Source organism: Klebsiella sp. BIGb0399, assembly GCF_003752615.1.
Taxonomy (GTDB): Bacteria; Pseudomonadota; Gammaproteobacteria; order Enterobacterales; family Enterobacteriaceae; genus Klebsiella; species Klebsiella lignicola.
In genome coordinates, this window is the sequence record NZ_RKHT01000006.1 from 418011 (window position 1) to 437883 (window position 19873).

General features: G+C 55.8%; 15 protein-coding genes. 5 read left to right on the forward strand and 10 right to left on the reverse strand.

Annotation, left to right across the window (positions count from 1 at the left end; translation table 11 throughout):
* Positions 1-148: 148 nt before the first annotated feature.
* From EDF82_RS12585 to EDF82_RS12620, 8 genes are all read right to left on the reverse strand, one after another.
* A complete protein-coding gene (locus tag EDF82_RS12585) occupies positions 149-934 on the reverse strand; it encodes an SDR family oxidoreductase (RefSeq protein WP_123755886.1) in 786 nt (261 codons plus the stop codon).
* 94 nt (positions 935-1028) lie between these two features.
* Positions 1029-1826, reverse strand: coding sequence for an SDR family oxidoreductase (locus EDF82_RS12590; RefSeq protein WP_123755887.1), 798 nt, complete (start codon positions 1824-1826; stop codon positions 1029-1031).
* Positions 1827-1884: 58 nt separating this feature from the next.
* A complete protein-coding gene (locus EDF82_RS12595; RefSeq protein WP_123755888.1) occupies positions 1885-2940 on the reverse strand; it encodes an ABC transporter permease in 1056 nt (351 codons plus the stop codon).
* A 17-nt stretch (positions 2941-2957) separates the two neighbouring features.
* Complete coding sequence (locus EDF82_RS12600) at positions 2958-4502, reverse strand: sugar ABC transporter ATP-binding protein (protein WP_123755889.1); 1545 nt, start codon at positions 4500-4502, stop codon at positions 2958-2960.
* 1 nt (position 4503) lies between these two features.
* Complete coding sequence (locus EDF82_RS12605; RefSeq protein WP_123755890.1) at positions 4504-5124, reverse strand: DUF2291 family protein; 621 nt, start codon at positions 5122-5124, stop codon at positions 4504-4506.
* A 43-nt stretch (positions 5125-5167) separates the two neighbouring features.
* Positions 5168-6103 (reverse strand): D-ribose ABC transporter substrate-binding protein, encoded by a 936-nt coding sequence (locus EDF82_RS12610; protein WP_123755891.1) that lies wholly within the window; start codon positions 6101-6103, stop codon positions 5168-5170.
* 133 nt (positions 6104-6236) lie between these two features.
* Positions 6237-7757, reverse strand: a complete 1521-nt coding sequence (locus EDF82_RS12615) for a glycerol kinase GlpK (RefSeq protein WP_123755892.1) — start codon at positions 7755-7757, stop codon at positions 6237-6239.
* A 363-nt stretch (positions 7758-8120) separates the two neighbouring features.
* The gene (locus tag EDF82_RS12620; protein WP_123755893.1) at positions 8121-9071 is read right to left on the reverse strand and encodes a sugar-binding transcriptional regulator; all 951 of its coding nucleotides are present in this window, start codon (positions 9069-9071) and stop codon (positions 8121-8123) included.
* 364 nt (positions 9072-9435) lie between these two features.
* Between EDF82_RS12620 and EDF82_RS12625 the strand changes: the two genes are divergently transcribed.
* Both EDF82_RS12625 and EDF82_RS12630 read left to right on the forward strand, forming a co-directional pair.
* The gene (locus EDF82_RS12625) at positions 9436-10266 is read left to right on the forward strand and encodes a transketolase (protein ID WP_123755894.1); all 831 of its coding nucleotides are present in this window, start codon (positions 9436-9438) and stop codon (positions 10264-10266) included.
* Positions 10259-11194: a transketolase family protein gene (locus EDF82_RS12630; protein WP_123755895.1), complete on the forward strand. Its 936-nt coding sequence runs from the start codon at positions 10259-10261 to the stop codon at positions 11192-11194. The genes EDF82_RS12625 and EDF82_RS12630 overlap by 8 nt, the downstream gene beginning before the upstream one ends.
* 57 nt (positions 11195-11251) lie before the next feature.
* Here EDF82_RS12630 and entD read toward each other — a convergent pair whose 3' ends face one another.
* Together entD and fepA are read right to left on the reverse strand one after the other, a co-directional pair.
* Complete coding sequence (gene entD, locus EDF82_RS12635; protein ID WP_123755896.1) at positions 11252-11875, reverse strand: enterobactin synthase subunit EntD; 624 nt, start codon at positions 11873-11875, stop codon at positions 11252-11254.
* 68 nt (positions 11876-11943) lie between these two features.
* A complete protein-coding gene (fepA, locus tag EDF82_RS12640; RefSeq protein ID WP_123755897.1) occupies positions 11944-14169 on the reverse strand; it encodes a siderophore enterobactin receptor FepA in 2226 nt (741 codons plus the stop codon).
* A gap of 209 nt (positions 14170-14378) precedes the next feature.
* On the opposite strand from fepA, the gene fes reads away from it, so the two are divergent.
* The 3 genes from fes to entF all read left to right on the forward strand — a co-directional run bounded on the left by fes (position 14379) and on the right by entF (position 19826).
* Complete coding sequence (gene fes / locus EDF82_RS12650; protein ID WP_227540131.1) at positions 14379-15632, forward strand: enterochelin esterase; 1254 nt, start codon at positions 14379-14381, stop codon at positions 15630-15632.
* Between the two features lie 98 nt (positions 15633-15730).
* Positions 15731-15934 carry an MbtH family NRPS accessory protein gene (locus EDF82_RS12655; protein WP_123755899.1) on the forward strand — a complete coding sequence of 68 codons (204 nt, stop codon included), beginning with the start codon at positions 15731-15733 and terminating at the stop codon, positions 15932-15934.
* Positions 15935-15944: 10 nt separating this feature from the next.
* On the forward strand, positions 15945-19826 hold the full coding sequence (gene entF / locus EDF82_RS12660) for an enterobactin non-ribosomal peptide synthetase EntF (RefSeq protein ID WP_123755900.1): 3882 nt from the start codon (positions 15945-15947) through the stop codon (positions 19824-19826).
* Positions 19827-19873: the final 47 nt, after the last annotated feature.

Consider the following 19873-nt stretch of genomic DNA (forward strand, 5'->3'; position numbering starts at 1 on the left):
CTGGGTAAGGAACCTTCAGGCACCTTTTTTTAACTGATGAAGGCGCAGGATGGGCGGCGAAAGAAAATCGACCGGTTAACAGCAATAGCGCCGCCACCCTGCATAATGCTGTAATGACACTCCCCGTATCGTTGTATTTCCAGAAGGCTTACCAGCAGACAAAACCACCATCAACGACCAGATCTACGCCGGTGCAAAATGATGCGGCATCGCTTGCGAGGAACAGCGCCGGTCCTGCCATCTCTTCGACTTTCGCCATGCGCTGAATTGGCGTCTGGCTTTCAAATTCACGGGTCTGATGGACCATCTCAGGGCGGGTGTTCATCGGTGTAGCGGTGTATCCCGGGCTGATAGAGTTAACGCGGATCCCTTTATCGACCCACTCCATGGCAAGGCTTTTCGACAGGTGGATAACGCCAGCTTTGGAGCAGTTATAATGAGCTTGATCGAGACCTCGGTTAACGATAATGCCGGACATAGAGGCGATATTAATGATCGAGCCACCGCCGAATTCCTGCATCAGTTCAGCTTCTGCCTTACAGGAGTTCCACACGCCGGTGAGGTTAATATCAATAACCCGCTGCCATTGTTCGGCTTCCATCTCCAGCGCCGGGTTGGCGTTAGCGATACCTGCGGCGTTGACCGCGATATCAAGGCGACCAAAGCGATTTTTAGCCAGTTTGACACCCTCGCGTAACTCGCTGAGCTGGCGTACATCGCCGGTAGAAAAGCAGGTCTGTCCGCCAATAGCTTCGATATTTTTAACGGTTTCAGCAAGGCCGCCATCTTCGCGGAGATCGAAGCAGACTACCCGAGCGCCGGCGCTGGCGAGTCCGTAGGCAATCATCTGACCGATACCGCTACCTGCGCCTGTTACAAAGGCTACACGGTCCTGCAGATTAAACAGTTGCTGGGCAAAATCTTTCGCAATCATAGTCATTACTCTCTGAATAAATATCTCGTGGCCTGAAGCGGCGTGTAGCCCGGGTAAGGCGTTAGCCACAACCCGGGGACGACAGGCTAGCGGTTTACGACATAATCAGGCCGCCATCGATATTGATGGTCTGTCCGGTGAGATAGCGGGCATCATCCGACGCCAGGAATGCCACCAGACCGGCGACATCTTCCGGTTTACCGGCGCGCTTCATCGGAATTCCTTCGACCCACTCCGCCATGAGCTCACCTTTGCCATACCGTTTTTGCTCGGTGCTGAGGACTTCTCCCCATACGCGGTCGTTGTAATCCCACATCTCGCTTTCAATGATGCCCGGGCAGAAGGCGTTAACCGTGATATTCCATGGCGCCAGCTCGTGCGCCAGGCTTTGGGTAATACCGATGACGCCCATTTTGCTGGCGGCATAATGCGGAGTGTAGATAAAGCCCTGACGGCCCTGGCCGGAAGAGGTGTTAATCAGGCTGCCATGGTTTTGTTTCACCATATATTTAGCGGCTTCACGGCAGCACAGCCAGACGCCGGTGGTATTTACGGCCAGCACTTTCTCGAAGTCGGTTTTTGGCATGCGATCGTAATAATCGATGGTGATGACGCCTGCGTTCTGGATTGAGACATCAATAGTACCGAAACGTCCCGCGGCCTGTTCATACAGTGACTGCACCTGCGCCTCATCGGTCACATCGACCTGCAATGACAGGATGTCGGCCTGGTAGCGCTGACGCAGTACTTCCGCCGTCTCATGGACGCGTTCGGCATTAGAGACCATCACCAGATTTGCGCCATCACGTGCAAAACGCTCAGCAATGCCGGCACCAATTCCGCGGCATGCGCCGGTGATAACAACCGTTTTGTTGTGGAAATTTCTTTGCATGTTTTTTCCCTCATGTAGGCCGGACGCAAGTGGGTCCGGCGGGGTAATAAAAACCTTATTAACTGGTGGCCCCGGCCGCTGCCAGTTTTTCATCATGGCGGCGCATCAGGATGACTTTGTTCTGTAGTTTTTGCTGGAACTGGTCGACGACGACGGCGGTGACGATAACCACGCCCTTAATGACCATTTGCCAGAAATCGCTGACCCCCATCATCACCATGCCATCGGCAAGGAAGACGATAACGAAGGCGCCGATGATCGATCCGGTAACCCGGCCACGACCTCCTGCCAGCGCGGTTCCGCCGAGCACGGTGGCGCCGATGGCATCCATTTCGAACATATTGCCGGTCATCGGGTGGGCAGTTTGCAGTTGCGAAGCGACGATTAAGCCAACGAACGCGGAACACAAACCGGAGAAGGCATAAACAAACACTTTTGCTTTAACAATAGGAACGCCGGCCAGACGAGCGGCGGATTCATTACCGCCAATCGCATAGATATAGCGGCCCAGAGGGGTTTTGGTGGTCAGCCAGTAGCCCAGCAGCAGGAAGGCGATCATCAGCCAGATTGGCAGGTATATTCCCATCAAGGTACCGGAACCCAGCGTAGCGAAACCAGTGTTGCCAAGTACCTCCATGCCGTTAAGGTTGGGATAGGTGCTACCGTCGTTAAACAGCAGGGCAGAGCCTCTGGCGACATACATCATGCCCAGCGTGCAGATAAAGGGCGCAACGCCGAAACGGGTGATCACGGCACCGTTAATAAAACCGACTATCACCCCGAAGAGGGCAACGCACAGAATCACTTCAGGCACATTGAAGAAGATAACGCTGCCGTTCCATAACGGCAGTCCGTTGGTTAACAGCGCTCCCGCGACCATTCCGCAGATCCCGGCGACGGCGCCGACGGAGAGGTCGATTCCCCCGGTGAGGATAACCAGCGTCATGCCGATGGCCAACAGGCCGGTAATCGCCACGTGCTGAGTCATAATCAGCAGGTTAGATGTGGTCAGGAAATTCGGTACCATCACGCTGAAGAATGCGATTACCAGCAGCAGAGCGATGAACGTTCTGGCCTTCAGCAGGTACATATAAATCATATATTTCTGGTTCATGATGGATTCCAGCCTGATTAATCTTGAGGTGTTGAAGCCGCGATTAATTTTTCGCGGGTAACCGCATGACGCGGTAAATCGGCGGTAATACGGCCATCGGCCATCACCAGAATTCGGTCAGCCAGCGCCATGACTTCATCCAGTTCAGATGAAGAGAACATCACAGCCAGGCCCTGGTGGGCCATTTTGCCGATCAGGTGGTAAACGTCGGTTTTAGCGCCGACATCGATACCGCGGGTCGGTTCATCAAGAAAAACGACCTCAGGCTTCGTCATTAATGCTTTGCCAAGCACCACTTTTTGTTGGTTACCACCGCTTAAGGAGGTAATTGGCAGGTCGGGGTCGCTAACCTTGATAGCAAGTTCACGAATCATCTCTTTGACGCAGGTAATTTCTTTCTGCGGATTCAGCCATTTCCACGCCCGACGAAAACCCTGCAAACTAAAATCAGATAAGGTCATGTTCGATTGAATCGACATCATCTGCACCACGCCTTCGCCTTGTCGGTCTTCAGGAACGAGCGCCAGTCCTTTTTTTAAGCGTGCCTGAAAGGGGGACTTTTCAATATTTTCGCCATTAAGCTGAACGCTGCCATTCTGGCAAGGCATGAGCCCAACAAGTCCTTTAAACAGTTCCGTTCGTCCTGCGCCGAGCAACCCATAAATGCCAATGACTTCTCCCTTACTTAAGGTAAAGGTCACGTCATTCAGCTTGTAGCCTCCGCTAGGGTGCAGGGCCGTCAGACCGTCGACGGCAAGAACGGCTTCACCCTTTGGTGCGGGCTGGTAGTCGAAATGCTTTTTCTTATCGCCGACCATCTGTTCGATAATCCAGGGAATACTGGCATCGTTAACCTGTCGTTCACTGATAAAGCGGCCATCGCGGAAAATGGTAATGTGATCGCCAATTTCCATCAGTTCTTCCAGACGATGAGAAATATAAATAATGGTAACGCCGCGGCGTTTGAGTTGTTCAATAACGTTAAACAGGATTTTGACTTCCGACTGACTGAGTGCAGAAGTAGGTTCATCCATAATTAATACACGCGTATCTTTAGAGAGCGCGCGCGCAATTTCGACCATCTGTTGGTGGCCTATGCCCAGTTCACCAAGTTGAGTGTAAGGGTCGACATCAAGTTCCAGCCTTTCTAGTAATTTTTTGGCTAGCGCGTATTGGAATTTTTCGTTGATTTTGCCTTTCTGAAAAAATTCGTTAGCCATGAAAATATTATCCATGACGTTCATGTTAGGGAATAAATTTAATTCCTGAAAAATAATGCTAATGCCATTCTTTTCTGCCTGATGGGTTGAGCCAAGTGTGACCGGCGCCCCATCAAGAATAATTTGACCCGATGAGGGCGTTTCAACACCAGCAAGCATTTTCATCATGGTGGATTTACCCGCACCATTTTCACCGATCAGAACGTTAACTTTATTCCGATAGACCCGGTAGTTCACATTATCTAAGGCGATCACGCCCGGATAAACGCGAGATAATTCGCGGGTTTCGATAATAACTTCAGATTCGACTGGTTGGGGAGTGACGAGTTCTTGCTGTTGCATGTTATTGTCCTCCCAAACGAACAATCTTCGCTGGCGTAATATCAGGGATGGATTGCGGAATATCCCAGGCTGAGAATACGCCATAGACTTGCGTCGCATCGCCCATTTTAACTTGCGCGGCGGCGATCATTTTTACCGCATGTTCGTTAATTGCACGGCCATATTCGCCAAAAAGAACCTGGTCGTTAAAGTCCTGATAACTGGCTCCCTGATACCCATCACGTAATAGCGTGCCGCGCAGGGTTGGACCAATCTGTACGACGACATTGCTGCCACTGGTATCGTGAATTGTCATTTTTCCACTACGGGAAGTGGAATCGATATTGGTGATATTGCCTTCAACTTTCACGTAAAAAATGCACGGGTTTTCATCCTGAGCGCGATAGCCTAAATTTTTACAGGCACTATCGATATCTTTCGCTGAACGCAGGGCGGTCATTAATTCAGCGACAGGACGAGCCTTAGCCACGACCTGAGGAACCACCTGGTCTTGCCAGGTCTGGTCGATATTGGTCATGTGCGGATTGGGCGGGGATTTCAGATCGGCCAGCTCCTGCTGAGAGACAATACGGCAGCCTCCGAGAGTAAGAACAGCCAGTACCAGCCAGGTTTTTTTATACATAATACTCTCCTGTGCGCCCCCGTAGGGGCGCAACAACCCGAACTCAAGACTTGATATTGAAGTCCTGAACTTTGTCTGCATTGTCTTGTGTGATCAGAATGCCGCGGAACATAACGCGCTGCTTCGCCGGTTTTTCCCCTTTTTGCAGGTAGTTATCGAGGTCGGTGACTCCCTGAGCGGCAATAGCCTGAGCCTGAAGCATGACGGTCGCCTGTAGCGTTCCGGCTTTCACCGCATCGCGTTCATCGTTGCTGCCATCGATACCGACAACCACAACATCGGTGCGATTTGCGGCTTTCAGCGCGGCAATCACGCCGAGAGCAACGGGGCCGTTACCACAAATCACACCTTTTACGTCAGGATGCGCTTGCAGAATGCTGTCCATAATGCGTTTGCCGTCGATTAATGTCCCTTTAGCATCTTGTTTTGCAACGCTGACCATATCCGGGTATTGATCGATGACCTGGTGGAACGATTTAGAGCGGGTAACGCAGTTATTATCTGCAAGGTTACAGGTCAGTTCGGCATATTTTCCTTTCTCCGCCATTTTCTCGACAAATACGTTGGCGACTTCCGAACCTGCCTGGAAGTTATTATGTGTAATTTGCTCAAGTGCAACATCATCGACAGGAATTTCGCGATTGATTAATACCACGGGAATGCCCGCTTTTTTGGCTTTCTCAATGGCGGCGACGCTGGCGGTAGAATCAGCGTTATCCAGAATAATGCCCTGAACCTTTTTGCCGATGGCAGTATCAATGAGCTCATTCTGTTTTTTTACATCTTCGCCATGGGACAGGATAGTCGTCTGGTATCCCAGTTCTTTTGCTTTCTCGCTGGCACCCTTGGCTTCGGAGGCGTAATACGGGTTATCCAGTGAGTTTACCATGATCATAATGGTGCCTTTTTCTGCGGCATGGGCGGCAAAAGAAAAAGCGGTCAGGGTAGCAGCAGTTAAAAGCGTTAAACGTAATTTCATGACAATTATCTCTCTTGGTTGTTATTGTCGGGTACGGTGAAACAACGTAAGGCCTGAAAATCAAATTTATGGGCCGGAAGTCTCCTTTTGTTAGTGATTAAGGGTCGTCACATACGAGATTCCCTGGTGGGCATCAGGCGGACGTTGCCGGTTTCCATAATGTTCTGTTCACCGCATGGCGCCACTCCAGCCATCTTTTCTGCAAGCGTTGATGGCGGGCCATGTCGGGGATGAATTCGCTATGTTCGGTTAAGAACGCTTTCAGGTCGGTAACGGAGCCTGGATTCAGGGCTTTGCGGGCGAGCAAGGCTGCGCCGATCGCTGAAAGTTCCGCGACGTCACTGCGCATTACCGGGCACCCCAACAGATCGGCCTGATACTGCATTAGCCAGTCGTTTTTTGTCGGGCCGCCGTCGACCATTAATGCTGTCAGCTGAAAGTCATCCTGTTGGCGCATGGCGACGACCACGTCGGCGATTTGATAGGTAATGGACTCCAGCGCGGCACGGATCAGATGAGCTCTTTTGACGCCGCGGCTCAGGCCGCAAATCACGCCACGGGCGCTGTCATCCCACCATGGCGCACCCAGGCCGGTTAAGGCCGGTACAAAATAGACGCCCAGCGTAGATTCCACAGAGGCGGGAAGGGTGTTGAGTTCGTGGGCCAGTTCGGCATCGGATAACTCACTCAGGCCGGTGCTATCAGCCATCCATGCAACGGCATCGCCGGTATGTGGAATATTACCTTCCAGCCCGTAGGTGATACTGTCGCCGTCGTGCCAGGCGATGGTGGTGGCCAGTGCGTCGATGTCGCACTGTGCGGATTTTACCGGCGCCATCACCGATGACCCCGTACCGTAGGTGGCTTTCACACAGCCCGGTTCGCCCAGTGCATGCCCGAAAAGTGCTGCGTGGGAATCGCCAACCATTGCCATCACCGGAATACCGTCCGGAATGGCGCTAAGCCCGCGGGTGTAGCCAAATAATCCGCTGGAGGGTTTTATCTCCGGCAGTGCGGCGCGCGGGATCTGGAACAGCGCCAGCATCTCGTTATCCCACTGCCCGGTTTGCAGATTCAGCAATTGGGTACGTGCGGCATTAGAGTGATCGCAATAGAACGCCTGGCCCTGGGTTAAATTCCACAGCAGCCAGCTGTCGATAGTGCCAAGGCAGATCTCTCCACGCTCTGCCAGCAGGCGGCCCTCAGGAACGGATTCCAGTAACCAGCGCATTTTTGAGGCTGAGAACAGGGGGGCAATCGGCAAACCAGTGGTGGTTTTGATCTGCTGTTCTTTGTTGTTGCGGCGCAGTTCATCGCAAAACGTCGCGCTGCGTGTGCACTGCCAGGTGATGGCGGCGTTAATCGGTTTACCGCTCTGACGGTACCAGCCGATGGCAGTCTCTCGCTGGTTGCTAATCGCTAATGCGGCGACGTTTTCAGCACCAACGTGCTCAACCGCTTTAGCGATAACGTCAAGCGAGGCCTCAACCAGACCCTCGCCCGACTGCTCTACCCAGCCTTCTCGCGGCGTTTGAATGGCCAGAGGCCGAGAGAATTTTGCCACGACGTGGCCACGGCTATCGAGCACGACAGCTTTGGCGTTAGTGGTGCCTTCGTCCAGGGCAATAATGAACTCTTTACATGTTACCTGCATTAGGTCGTCTCCTGAGTCACACTTCGTCCTGGCGCTGAGAGGGTAAGCAAGATAGTCCTCTTTATCGCAATGCGTCTTAGCAGGCCATGATGTGACAATTCGTTTTCACTTTTTTAATCACTGAATATATATTCGATAGTGATTATTTATTTGATACCTTAGCCAGAAACTTCCCGTCGGGCTACAGGCAAAGTCATCAATTGTGCTGGCAATCACACTTATCCGATCGGTGAAGCATGCGAGGAGAGATAGACGAGAGCGTTGGGGTGTGTGATTATCTTTTTGAAAAATAAATATTTATTTGCAGTTCCTTTACGCTCATTAGAAAGCGTAAAGGCTGCGGTAAAGTGGCAGAGTGAAAAATTAGCCGGCGATAAGTAGTCGTGCGGTGGGGTAGTCGGTGACCAGGACATCGATATAACCACCTGATAACGCGCCTTTGATAGCCGCAACCTTATCGCTACCACCGGCAAGGGCAACCACGTTAGGGCACTTCTTCACCTTCTCAAGGGCCATGCCGATAACAGGATCTTCATCGTCGCTTAACACGGCCTGGCCATTTTTATCGTAGTAGTGCAGGCATATGTCCCCGACTGCACCACGTTCAGCCAGCACCTGAAGCATATCTTCGTGGTAGTAGTTCCCTGACGTTTTCAGCAGTTGCGAAGGCTCAAGAATACCAATCCCGACGATAGCAATGTCCACTTCGTCGAAACGCGCAATGACATCGGCGACATCTTTACTGGCGACGAGACGATTTTTCTCCTCGGTAGAGCCTTCAATGCTCTGGGAAGGGAGCAGCCAGGCTTCACAGTTGAGATGTTGCGCCAGGGTTTGGGTGAGGATCGTCGCCTGCACGTTCCCGTTGGGTCCTACGCCGCCCAACAATTGAATCACGCCGCTGGCCTTAAGATTCTGCGCATGTACTTCATCCACCATCGCGCGGATGGTTGAGCTCCACGAGGAGACACCGATCAGATCTTTCGGGCGTAATCGCGTTTCCAGATAGTGGGCCGCTGCAGAGCCGATGGCGCGCTTGATCGTGTGATCGCTGGCGTCCTCTTCGGTATCGACCACGATGGCTTGCTTAATTCCGTAGCGATCCTCAAGACCTTTTTCGAGATTAAGGAAAATATTCGATGGCTGAACAACGCTAATTTTTACAACGCCTTCTTTTTGACAACGGGTAATCGCTCGGGAGACAAATGACTGAGAAAGCGAGAGAAGTTGAGCAATGTCGGACTGCTTGCGTCCTTCAAGATAGTAAAGCGTGGCAATCTTAACTAATAGCCGTTGTTCATCCTGCTTAGCCATATATTTCCCCGAAAATCATTTACGTGCAGCCATTATGTTAGAGCTCATTATCATACGCGAAAAGAGAAGACATTTAAGTGTGATGGATATCTAACTTTCGCCAATCCTCAAAATCAGCTATGGACAAAAACAAAACAGTGATAGCATAATTGAATAAAGAATCGATAATGAATATATATTCAATCGACTTTCGGATCAACTGAAAAGTACCCAGGCGCAGATCTGCCTGGTGGTAAGGAGGCAGAATGTTCCTGAGTATGATGCTGCGGCGGAAGAGTTGCGATGCGTTGCCTGGGGATGTCTGGTTTTTTTAGTCCCTGACGGAATAAATATTCCAAGTTGAAAATAAATTCAGAGGTATTAAATGAATCCCTATAGCTATGATGTTCAGGCACTAGAGCGTAAAGCTCGCGCAGTGCGTCGTCACATTGTCAGGCTTAATGCCAACAGCCCGGCCGGCGGACATACCGGCGCCGACCTGTCGCAGGTGGAACTGCTCACCGCACTCTATTTTCGTATTATGAACGTTGCGCCGGACCGTCTGGCTGATGACCAGCGCGATATCTATATTCAGTCGAAAGGTCACGCGGTCGGCTGCTATTACTGTGTGCTGGCCGAAGCCGGTTTCTTCCCTGTTGAGTGGCTGGAAACCTACCAGCATGCGAATTCACATCTTCCGGGCCATCCGGTTCGTCAGAAAACCCCTGGTATTGAGCTGAACACCGGTGCGCTGGGGCATGGTTTGCCTGTCGCCGTAGGGCTGGCGCTGGCGGCGAAAAAAAGTAACAGCTCCCGCCGCATCTTTTTAATCACTGGTGATGGTGAACTGGCTGAAGGCAGTAACTGGGAAGCTGCGTTGGCTGCAGCACACTATGGGCTTGATAACCTGGTCATTATTAATGACAAAAACAACCTCCAGTTGGCCGGCCCGACGCGCGAAATTATGAATACCGATCCGCTGGCTGAAAAATGGAAAGCCTTTGGTATGGCGGTAACCGAATGCCAGGGTAACGACATGGCGTCGGTGGTTGCGACTCTGGAAGCTCTGAAACAGGAAGGCAAACCGAACGTGATTATCGCCAACACCACCAAAGGTGCTGGTATTTCCTTTATCCAGGGGCGTCCGGAATGGCACCACCGGGTACCGAAGGGCGAAGAAATTGCACTGGCACTGGAGGAACTGAAAGATGAGTAATGCAGAACATCTGGCGAGCGTGATGGTTCAGGCGTTTATTGATGCCGTTGAGAGTGGTGTCGATCTGGTCCCCGTCGTTGCTGACTCAACGTCGACCGCGAAAATCGCCCCGTTTATTAAACAATTTCCAGGCCGCCTGGTTAACGTGGGTATCGCCGAGCAGAGCATGGTCGGAATGGCGGCAGGGCTGGCGCTGGGCGGGAAAGTGGCGGTGACCTGTAACGCCGCGCCGTTCTTGATTTCCCGCGCTAACGAGCAAATTAAAGTCGACGTTTGCTACAACAATACCAACGTCAAATTGTTTGGTCTTAATGCTGGTGCCAGCTACGGCCCACTGGCGAGCACTCACCATGCGATTGACGATCTGGCGGTGATGCGCGGCTTCGGTAATATCCAGATTTTTGCCCCTTCCTCACCGCGAGAATGTCGGCAGGTTATTGATTATGCTATTGGTTATCAAGGGCCGGTCTATATCCGTCTCGACGGCAAAGCATTGCCGGAGTTGCATGATGAACATTATCAGTTCGTGCCGGGGGCTGTAGTGACCTTGCGCGAAGGCGAAGATATTGCGCTGGTGGCAACCGGCTCTACGGTTCATGAAATCGTTGATGCCGCGCAGATTCTGGCTGATGCCGGGATTGCGGCAAAAGTGGTCAGTGTTCCGTCGATCCGTCCTTGCGACACCGCCGCGCTGCTGGCTGCGCTGAAACCGTGCAAAGCGGTAATTACGGTGGAAGAGCATAACGTCAACGGTGGCCTGGGTAGCCTGGTGGCAGAAGTGCTGGCAGAAGCCGGTGCGGGAATGACGCTTAAGCGCCTCGGGATTCCTGATGGTGAGTATGCTGCGGCGGCAGATCGCGGCTGGCTGCGGAAACACCACGGTTTTGATGCCGCGTCCATTGCTGAGCGGGCAACGCAGATGCGCTGATTCTATCGCTGCGTTGGATGACTAACCCGTACGGATGACCGCGCGGGTTTTCGCTTTTTAGCACGCGCAGAGTGTAATGACGTACTCATCGTCCCTCATCCATGACAGCCAACACTCCCCGGTAGATAGCCGAAGTAGCACACGTCCTTCCTCTATATGCACCAACTGAAAGTCGCTAAAACCAGTTCCGGCTTGAGTGTCCGGATGGCACGCCTTAAACCCGCTCTCCTTCGCCGAAAACGCCAGCGTCAGGGCCAGTTCAAAGGGCAGTCCGCTCGCGTTTAGCACCGCGCACTCCGCCGGGTTGATAATGCTGCTTTCCAGCTCCGACGCCAGAGACGGCGAAAACAGCCGTTCGATATCAACGCCGACCGGACGCTCAGAGACCACCGCCAGCGCGCTATGTTCGCAGTGACTGATGCTGCCGTACCACGGCGCGGGCCACAGCGGCTGGCGCTGCTCGCCAATCCCAGGGATCGCTTTTACGCCCACTTCCCGCAGGGCGTAAGCTGCGGCGATACGGCCGGCAAGATGCTCGGTCTGCCGTTTACGCACGCCGTTAGCGAGCCGGGCATGGTGAGGGAGCCACAGGAGATCGGTGGCCTGAAACGTCGCCGGATCGAAATCAACCCGCATAAGCGAGTGGCCGGCAAGCTGAATGATTGCGTGTTGGATTTGCATCGAAGGATGTTAACAGATTCCTCCCTCCGCCCTCCATGAGAAGAGGGCGGGGGAGATCAAGCGGACAATCAGAAGTGGGTATTAACGCTCATGTACCAGGTACGACCCGGTTCGTTGAAAGTCTCAGCCCCTGCGCCGTACATATAGCCGGTCGCGCCGCCGGTGGTCTGGGCATTACCGGCACGCCAGTGACGCTTGTCGAAGACGTTATCCACGCCGCCGGTCAGGCTGACATATTTGGTGACGTCCCAGGTCGCGCTCAGGCCGAGGATGCTATACGGGCTAACCTCGTTTTTCTCGCTGCCGGTGACCGGCTGACCTTTGTAGTTATATTTTTTCGGCTGCTGCTTGCCGTACCAGGTGAAGGTCGACTGCACGGAAACGTCTTCCTGAATCTGCCAGCTCAGAGTGGAGTTCAGCGTATATTCCGGAATAATCGACAGACGATCGCCGGTGGTTTTGTTCTTACTCTGCAGCATATAGGTGATGTTGTTGGTCCAGTTCACCGTTTCCGTGACCGGTACGTTCAACGTGCCTTCCAGACCTTCAACAACCGCTTTCGGGACGTTTTCCCATTTGTAGAGATCGGTGCCGCTACCGTTGGTGTAAACCGGCGAATAGCCCGCTTCAATCTTGTTACGGTAGTCGTTGCGGAACCAGGTGACGCCCGCCAGCCAGCCATCGCGTTTAAACTCGAGGCCAACTTCTTTGTTGATGCTGGTTTCTGCTTTCAGGTCTTCATTACCCTGCAGGTAGCAACCGGCCTGGCTCGCGTAGCAACCCTGGCCGCGGCTGTAGAGAATGTAGTTCGGGTTGGTCTGATACAGGCTCGGCGCTTTGTAGGCGCGGGCGATGCCCATTTTCAACGTGAAATCATCCCAAAGCCCCTGGGACAGGTTCAGGGAAGGACTCCAGTTATTGCCGACAATGCTGTGATGATCGAATCGCAGCGCCGGCGTCAACATGGTGGTGTCGGTCAACTCCATGTTGTCTTCAGCAAACAGAGAGAAAATCTCGGCTTTCGAGTACGGGCTACGACCGGTGCTGTCGTAACCTGGGATGGTCCCGCCCATAAAGGTTTGGGTGTTTGACGCCTTATCCTTCATGCGCTGCTGGTTCCATTCGGTGCCCAGCGTCAGGTTCTGATTGACCCACAGATCGAACGGAATGCTGATTTCGCTGTGCAGCATCACGTCGGACAGGTCGATATCAGAGAACTGATTGCTGCTGAAGATCCCCTCGGTTCCCCCGGCCAGACCTTCACCTTTACGTGAGTTGCGGGTATGTTCGTACTGCGCCCAGTTGCTGGTGGTAATACCGTTATCCCAGGCACCGTTCCAGGTCACCGAGTAGGTGTTACGGTAGATACGGTTGGTCTCTTTACCGTAGTTCTCTTTCACCAGGTCGTTGGAGTTGGTGTTCTGCGTATCACCGGAGTAGAGGTTGCCCTGGCGGCTGTAGCCCGCTTCGAACTCCAGGGATTGCATCGGCGCGAAATCCCAGCGCACGACACCGTCGATATTCTTGTTTTTAACCCCTTCGCGCCCGGCGGGCAGGGTATCGGAATAAATGCCGGTACGCTCGGACTGATGGCCCTGGTTGATGTCCCAGGCATCAGCCTGAGTTTTGTCCAGGTTGCCCAACAGGCGGAAGCTGAAATCGCCGCCCAGCGGGCCGCTGAGGCTGAAGTTGGTACGCTTGGTGGAGCCTTCGTCTTTATGCTCCGGGGCGTTCATATAGGTGTTCCATGAACCGTGCCACTCATCGCCACCTTTTTTGGTGATGATGTTGACCACGCCGCCTGCCGCGCCGTTACCGTAGCGGGCGGCGGCCGGGCCACGAATGACCTCGATACGCTCGATCATTTCTGGCGGAACCCAGCTGGTGTCGCCGCGGGTGTCGCGCTCGCCGCGCCAGCCCAGGCGCACGGAGTTACGGCTGGTGACCGGTTTGCCATCAATCAGGATCAGGGTGTTTTCCGGGCCCATGCCGCGAATATCAATCTGACGGTTGTTACCGCGCTGGCCGCTGGTGGAGTTACCGGTCAGGTTGACGCCCGGCATGGTACGAATGATTTCTGAAACGTCGCGGGCCGGTGGACGTTTACGAATTTCATCGGCGGTGATGGTCGAGACGCCAGGCGCCTGCAGGTTTTGTTCGGCGGCAGTCACCACCATGGTTTCTTCGGTGGCCGTTTTTTGGCTATCGAGGGTCTCTTCTGCGCACAGCGGGAAGGCCGCACCGTAAATTCCCAGGTTGACCAGTAAGGTCAATGATTTGATTTTGTTATTCATTTTACGTCCTGCTTTTCGTTGCCGCCTTCCCCTGAAGTCCCATCCCACCGGGAGGGGAGGCCGCAAAAAATGTCGTCAGTTGATGGCCCAGGCATTCCGTCGCTAACCGAATGACCTTCGCTGACCTGTGTAATTAGAAGTGACTCTCCCAAAGGGCGGTAATACGCTATTGCAAATGCAAATAGTTATCAATAATATTATCAATAAAAATTACGTTTGTTGAGAAAAATCACGATAAACATAGGGTTAATAACGGGATGTTAATAACAGGAAGTGATGAATGGTGGCAGACGCTCTCCGGACCGCAGTCCGAGGCCTGTGATGACCGCTGTTTAGTGACATTCTGGTGGCGGGATCCGGCGGGTGGCGAAGAGACTTCCTCGACCCGGCGAGTGTGGATTTACATCACCGGCGTGACCGACCATCACCAGAATGCCGTACCGCAAACCCTAACGCGTGTGCCTGGCACCGATGCCTGGCGCTGGCAAACGACCCTGTCGCCGACCTGGCGCGGCAGCTACTGCTTTATTCCCTCCGACCGTGAAGACGACTTCGCCCCTGAGATTTTCAACGCCGGCAGCCCGGACCGCATGCTGTTGCGCGAAGGCTGGCGCAAACTGCTGCCGCGGGCGATTGCCGACCCGTTAAACCCACAAAGCTGGAAGGGCGGGCGCGGCCACGCGGTGTCGGCGCTGGAGCTCCCGCAGGCGCCGGAACAACCCGGCTGGTCGCCGCGCAACACTCCCGCGTCTGCGCCGGTTTGCATTGAATGGCGCAGCGTCAGGCTGGGCAACACCCGGCGGATATGGATTTACACCACCGGCGATGACGCGCCCGAAGAACGCCCGCTGGCGGTGCTGTTGGATGGCCAGTTCTGGGCCGAAAGCATGCCGGTCTGGCCGGCGCTGGCCGGGCTGACACGCGAAGCAAAACTGCCGCCGGCGGTCTACTTGCTGATTGATGTCATTGATAACGAACATCGTGGCCGGGAACTGCCCTGCAATGCGGATTTCTGGCTGGCGGTGCAGGAAGAGTTATTACCCCAGGTGCATCACATCGCCCCTTTCAGCGACCGCGCCGATCGTACCGTGGTCGCCGGGCAGAGCTTTGGCGGTCTGGCGGCGATGTTTGCCGCGCTGTACTGGCCGGAACGCTTTGGCTGCGTCCTGAGTCAGTCGGGATCCTACTGGTGGCCGCATCGCGGCGGCGCCGGAACGGGCCTGCTGATTGAGCGTCTGAGCCAGGGGCAACTTCACCCGCAGGGGCTGCGGATCTGGCTGGAAGCCGGTGAGCGTGAGCCGCTGATTTTTCGCGCCAACCAGGCGCTTTTATCGCAATTACAACACACACAGCAGACGATTTTCTGGCGTCAGGTTGACGGCGGGCACGATGCGCTTTGCTGGCGTGGCGGGCTGACGGCAGGATTAATCCAGCTATGGCAGCCGTTGAGCCGCGACCACTGACAAAGCGCGCTTCAGACTCAACATCATTGCGATGACGCGATGGCGGCAGCCTGCGCCAAAGTACCGTGAAGGATGGCGAGTAGAGACAGGAGTTTGGTATGCAATTCAGCAACCCCTTCGATAATCCGCAAGGGCAGTTTTATATTCTGCGCAACGAACAGCAGCAGTACAGCCTGTGGCCGCACCACTGCGCCCTGCCGCAAGGCTGGACGGTGGTCTGCCCACCGCAGCCCTCAGAGGCATGCCACACCTGGCTGGCCGAGAACTGGACAACCCTCACCCCCGCACACCATGCACGCTAAGGAGTCGAAGATGACCACTCGTTTACCGCTGGTGGCGGCACAGTCCGGGATCTGGATGGCGGAGCGGCTCTCTACGCTGCCCGGTGCATGGAGCGTGGCCCACTATGTTGAACTGCGCGGCAACCTTGACCCGGCGCTGCTGGGACGCGCTATCGTCAGCGGTCTGGCGCAGGCCGATACCCTCAGCATGCGGTTTTGCGAAGATAACGGCGAAGCCTGGCAATGGGTCGATGAGCGCCGCACTTTTGCTGAACCTGATTCTCACGATCTGCGCGATGCGCACGATCCCCATGCCGCCGCGCTGGCGCTAATGCAGGCCGACCTTGGACAGAATCTGCGGGTCGATGGCGGCAATCCCCTGGTGTGTCACCAGCTGATACGGGTGGCGGATGATTGCTGGTACTGGTATCAGCGTTATCACCATTTACTGGTAGATGGCTTCAGTTTCCCAGCGATTACCCGCCAGATCGCCGCGATTTACCGTGCCTGGCAACGTGGAGAAGAGACGCCTGCATCTCCCTTTACGCCTTTCGCCGAGGTGGTGGAAGAGTACCAGCAATACTACGGCAGCGATGCCTGGCAGCGGGATAAACAGTTCTGGATGGCGCAGCGAAAAGCGCTGCCGTCCCCGGCCTCGCTCTCGGCTGCACCGTTGGCTGGACGCGCGACCAGCACCGACATCTGGCGGTTAAAACTGGATGTTGACGCCGGTCTGTTCAGCCGCCTGGCGACCAGCCTGCCGCAGTGTCAGCGTGCCGATCTGGCGCTGGCGCTGACGATCCTGTGGCTCGGTCGCTTATGCAGCCGGATGGATTATGCCGCCGGGTTTATCTTTATGCGGCGTATGGGATCCGCGGCGCTGACCGCCAGCGGCCCGGTGCTTAACGTGCTGCCGCTGGCGGTGCATATCGACGCTCAGGAAACCCTCGCCGAGCTGGCGCTGCGTCTGTCCGCACAGCTGAAAAAAATGCGTCGTCACCAGCGTTACGACGCTGAACAGATTGTCCGCGATAGCGGCAAAGCCGCCGGTGATGAGCCGCTGTTTGGCCCGGTGCTGAACGTTAAAGTCTTTGATTACATTCTGGATATTGATGGCGTTGAGGCCGTGACCCACACCTTAGCGACCGGCCCGGTCAACGATCTCGAACTGGCGCTGTTCCCGGATGAGTCCGGTGGCTTGTCGCTGGAAGTGCTGGCCAATAAAGCCCGCTATGACGAAGCGACGCTGCGCAACCACGTGGCGCGCCTGTCTGCGCTGCTGGCCCAGTTTGCCGCCGATCCGGCGCTGCGCTGCGGTGAAGCCAATATGCTGTCACACGACGAAACGGAACAGCTGGCGCAGGTCAATAATACCGGCGTCGCGCTTCCGGTGACCACGCTGAGCGCGCTGGTCGCGGCGCAGGCGGAGAAAACCCCGGATGCCCCGGCGCTGGTGGATGCCCGCTGGCAGTTTAGCTACCGCGAAATGCGCCAGCAGGTGGTGGCGCTGGCGCAATTGCTGCGTGAACGCGGTGTGAAACCGGGCGATAGCGTGGCGGTGGCGCTGCCGCGATCGGTGTTCCTGACCCTCGCGCTGCACGGTATCGTCGAAGCCGGTGCAGCCTGGCTACCGCTGGATACCGGCTATCCGGACGACCGTCTGCGCATGATGCTGGAGGACGCGCGTCCGACCCTGCTGATTACCTCTGAGGATCAGCTGGCGCGCTTTAGTGATATTCCGGGCCTTGAAAGTCTGTGCTATCAGCAGCCGCTGGCGGCGGGCGATGCCGCGCCGCTGGCGCTGTCACAGGCCGATCACACCGCCTATATCATCTTTACCTCTGGTTCCACCGGGCGCCCGAAAGGGGTGATGGTGGGGCAAACCGCGATCGTCAACCGCTTGCTGTGGATGCAGAATCACTACCCGCTTAGCGCCGACGATGTGGTGGCGCAAAAGACGCCATGCAGCTTCGATGTGTCGGTCTGGGAGTTCTGGTGGCCGTTTATTACCGGCGCGCGGCTGGTGATGGCGGAGCCGGAAGCCCACCGCGATCCGCTGGCGATGCAGCAGTTCTTTGCTCGCTACGGCGTGACCACGACCCACTTCGTACCGTCGATGCTGGCCGCGTTTGTGGCCTCGCTGGATGGCGAAAACGTCGCGACCTGCCGCACGCTCAAGCGCGTCTTCTGCAGCGGCGAAGCGCTGCCGACCGGGCTGTGCCGCGAATGGGAAGCATTGACCGGCGCACCGTTACACAATCTGTATGGCCCGACGGAAGCGGCGGTGGATGTGAGCTGGTATCCGGCCTGTGGCGCGGAACTGGCGGCGGTGACCGGCAACAGCGTGCCTATTGGCTGGCCGGTGTGGAACACCGGGCTGCGCATTCTTGATGCCAGCATGCGTCCGGTTCCTCCTGGCGTGGCGGGCGATTTATACCTGACCGGTATTCAGCTGGCACAGGGATATCTGGGCCGTCCGGATCTGACCGCCTCGCGCTTTATTGCTGACCCGTATGCCGCCGGCGAGCGGATGTACCGGACCGGCGACGTGGCGCGCTGGCTGGAGAACGGCGCGGTGGAGTATCTCGGGCGCAGCGACGATCAGCTGAAAATTCGCGGTCAGCGTATTGAGCTGGGTGAAATCGATCGGGTGATGTCTGCGCTACCGGATGTTGCCCAGGCGGTGGCGAATGCCTGCGTCCTCAATCAGGCGGCAGCAACCGGGGGCGATGCCCGTCAACTGGTGGGATACCTGGTATCCGAGTCCGGGCTGCCGTTGGATACCGCGGGGCTGAAAGCGCGTCTGGCCGAGCAACTGCCGCCGCATATGGTGCCGGTGGTGCTGATTCAGCTGGCGGAACTGCCGCTGAGCGCCAACGGCAAACTGGATCGCAAAGCGCTGCCGCTGCCGACGCTCGGCAACGAACAGCGCGGTCGTCCGCCGGAGGCGGGGATTGAAACCACGGTGGCCCAGGCGTTCAGCCAATTGCTGGGCTGCGAGGTCAACGATATTGACGCCGACTTCTTTGCCCTTGGCGGTCATTCGCTGTTGGCAATGCGCCTGGCGGCGCAGCTCGGCCGTGAACTGGATCGTCAGGTCACTCCGGGGCAGGTGATGGTGGCGTCGACGGTCGGAAAACTGAGCGTGCTGCTGGCCTCCGATCTCAGCGATGAACAGGCCCAGCGCCTGGGCTTCGATGCGATTCTTCCGCTGCGGGTGAGCGACGGACCAACATTGTTCTGTTTCCATCCGGCGTCGGGCTTTGCCTGGCAGTTCAGCGTGCTGGCTCGCTATCTCAGCCCGCGCTGGTCGATTACCGGCATTCAGTCGCCGCGACCGGAAGGGCCAATGATGCGCGCGGCCTGTCTGGATGAAGTTTGCGAGCAGCATCTGCAAACGCTGCTGGCACAGCAGCCGCACGGGCCATATTACCTCTTCGGCTATTCCCTTGGAGGAACGCTGGCGCAGGGCATCGCCGCCCGTTTACGCCAGCGCGGCGAAGCGGTGGCCTTCCTCGGTCTGCTGGATACCTGGCCGCCGGAGACGCAGAACTGGGCGGAGAAAGAGGCCAACGGTCTGGATCCGGAAGTGCTGGCGGAGATCGATCGCGAGCGCGAGGCCTTCCTGGCTGCTCAGCAAGGGCAGGCCTCCGGCGAGCTGTTCAGCGTGATCGAGGGCAACTATGCCGATGCGGTACGTCTGCTGACCACCGCGCACAGCGCGAAATTCGACGGCAAGGCCACGCTGTTTGTCGCGGAGAAAACCCGTCAGGAAGGGATGGATCCGCAGGTGGTGTGGGGTCCCTGGGTGGGAGAGCTGGAGGTCTTTAGCCAGAACTGCGCCCACGTGGAGATTATCTCGCCACAGGCCTTCGAATCGATTGGCCCGGTAGTGCGGGAGATTCTGGGGTAATCCTGAACCGGTTCCCGGATAGCGGCGCCAGCGCCTTATCCGGGCTA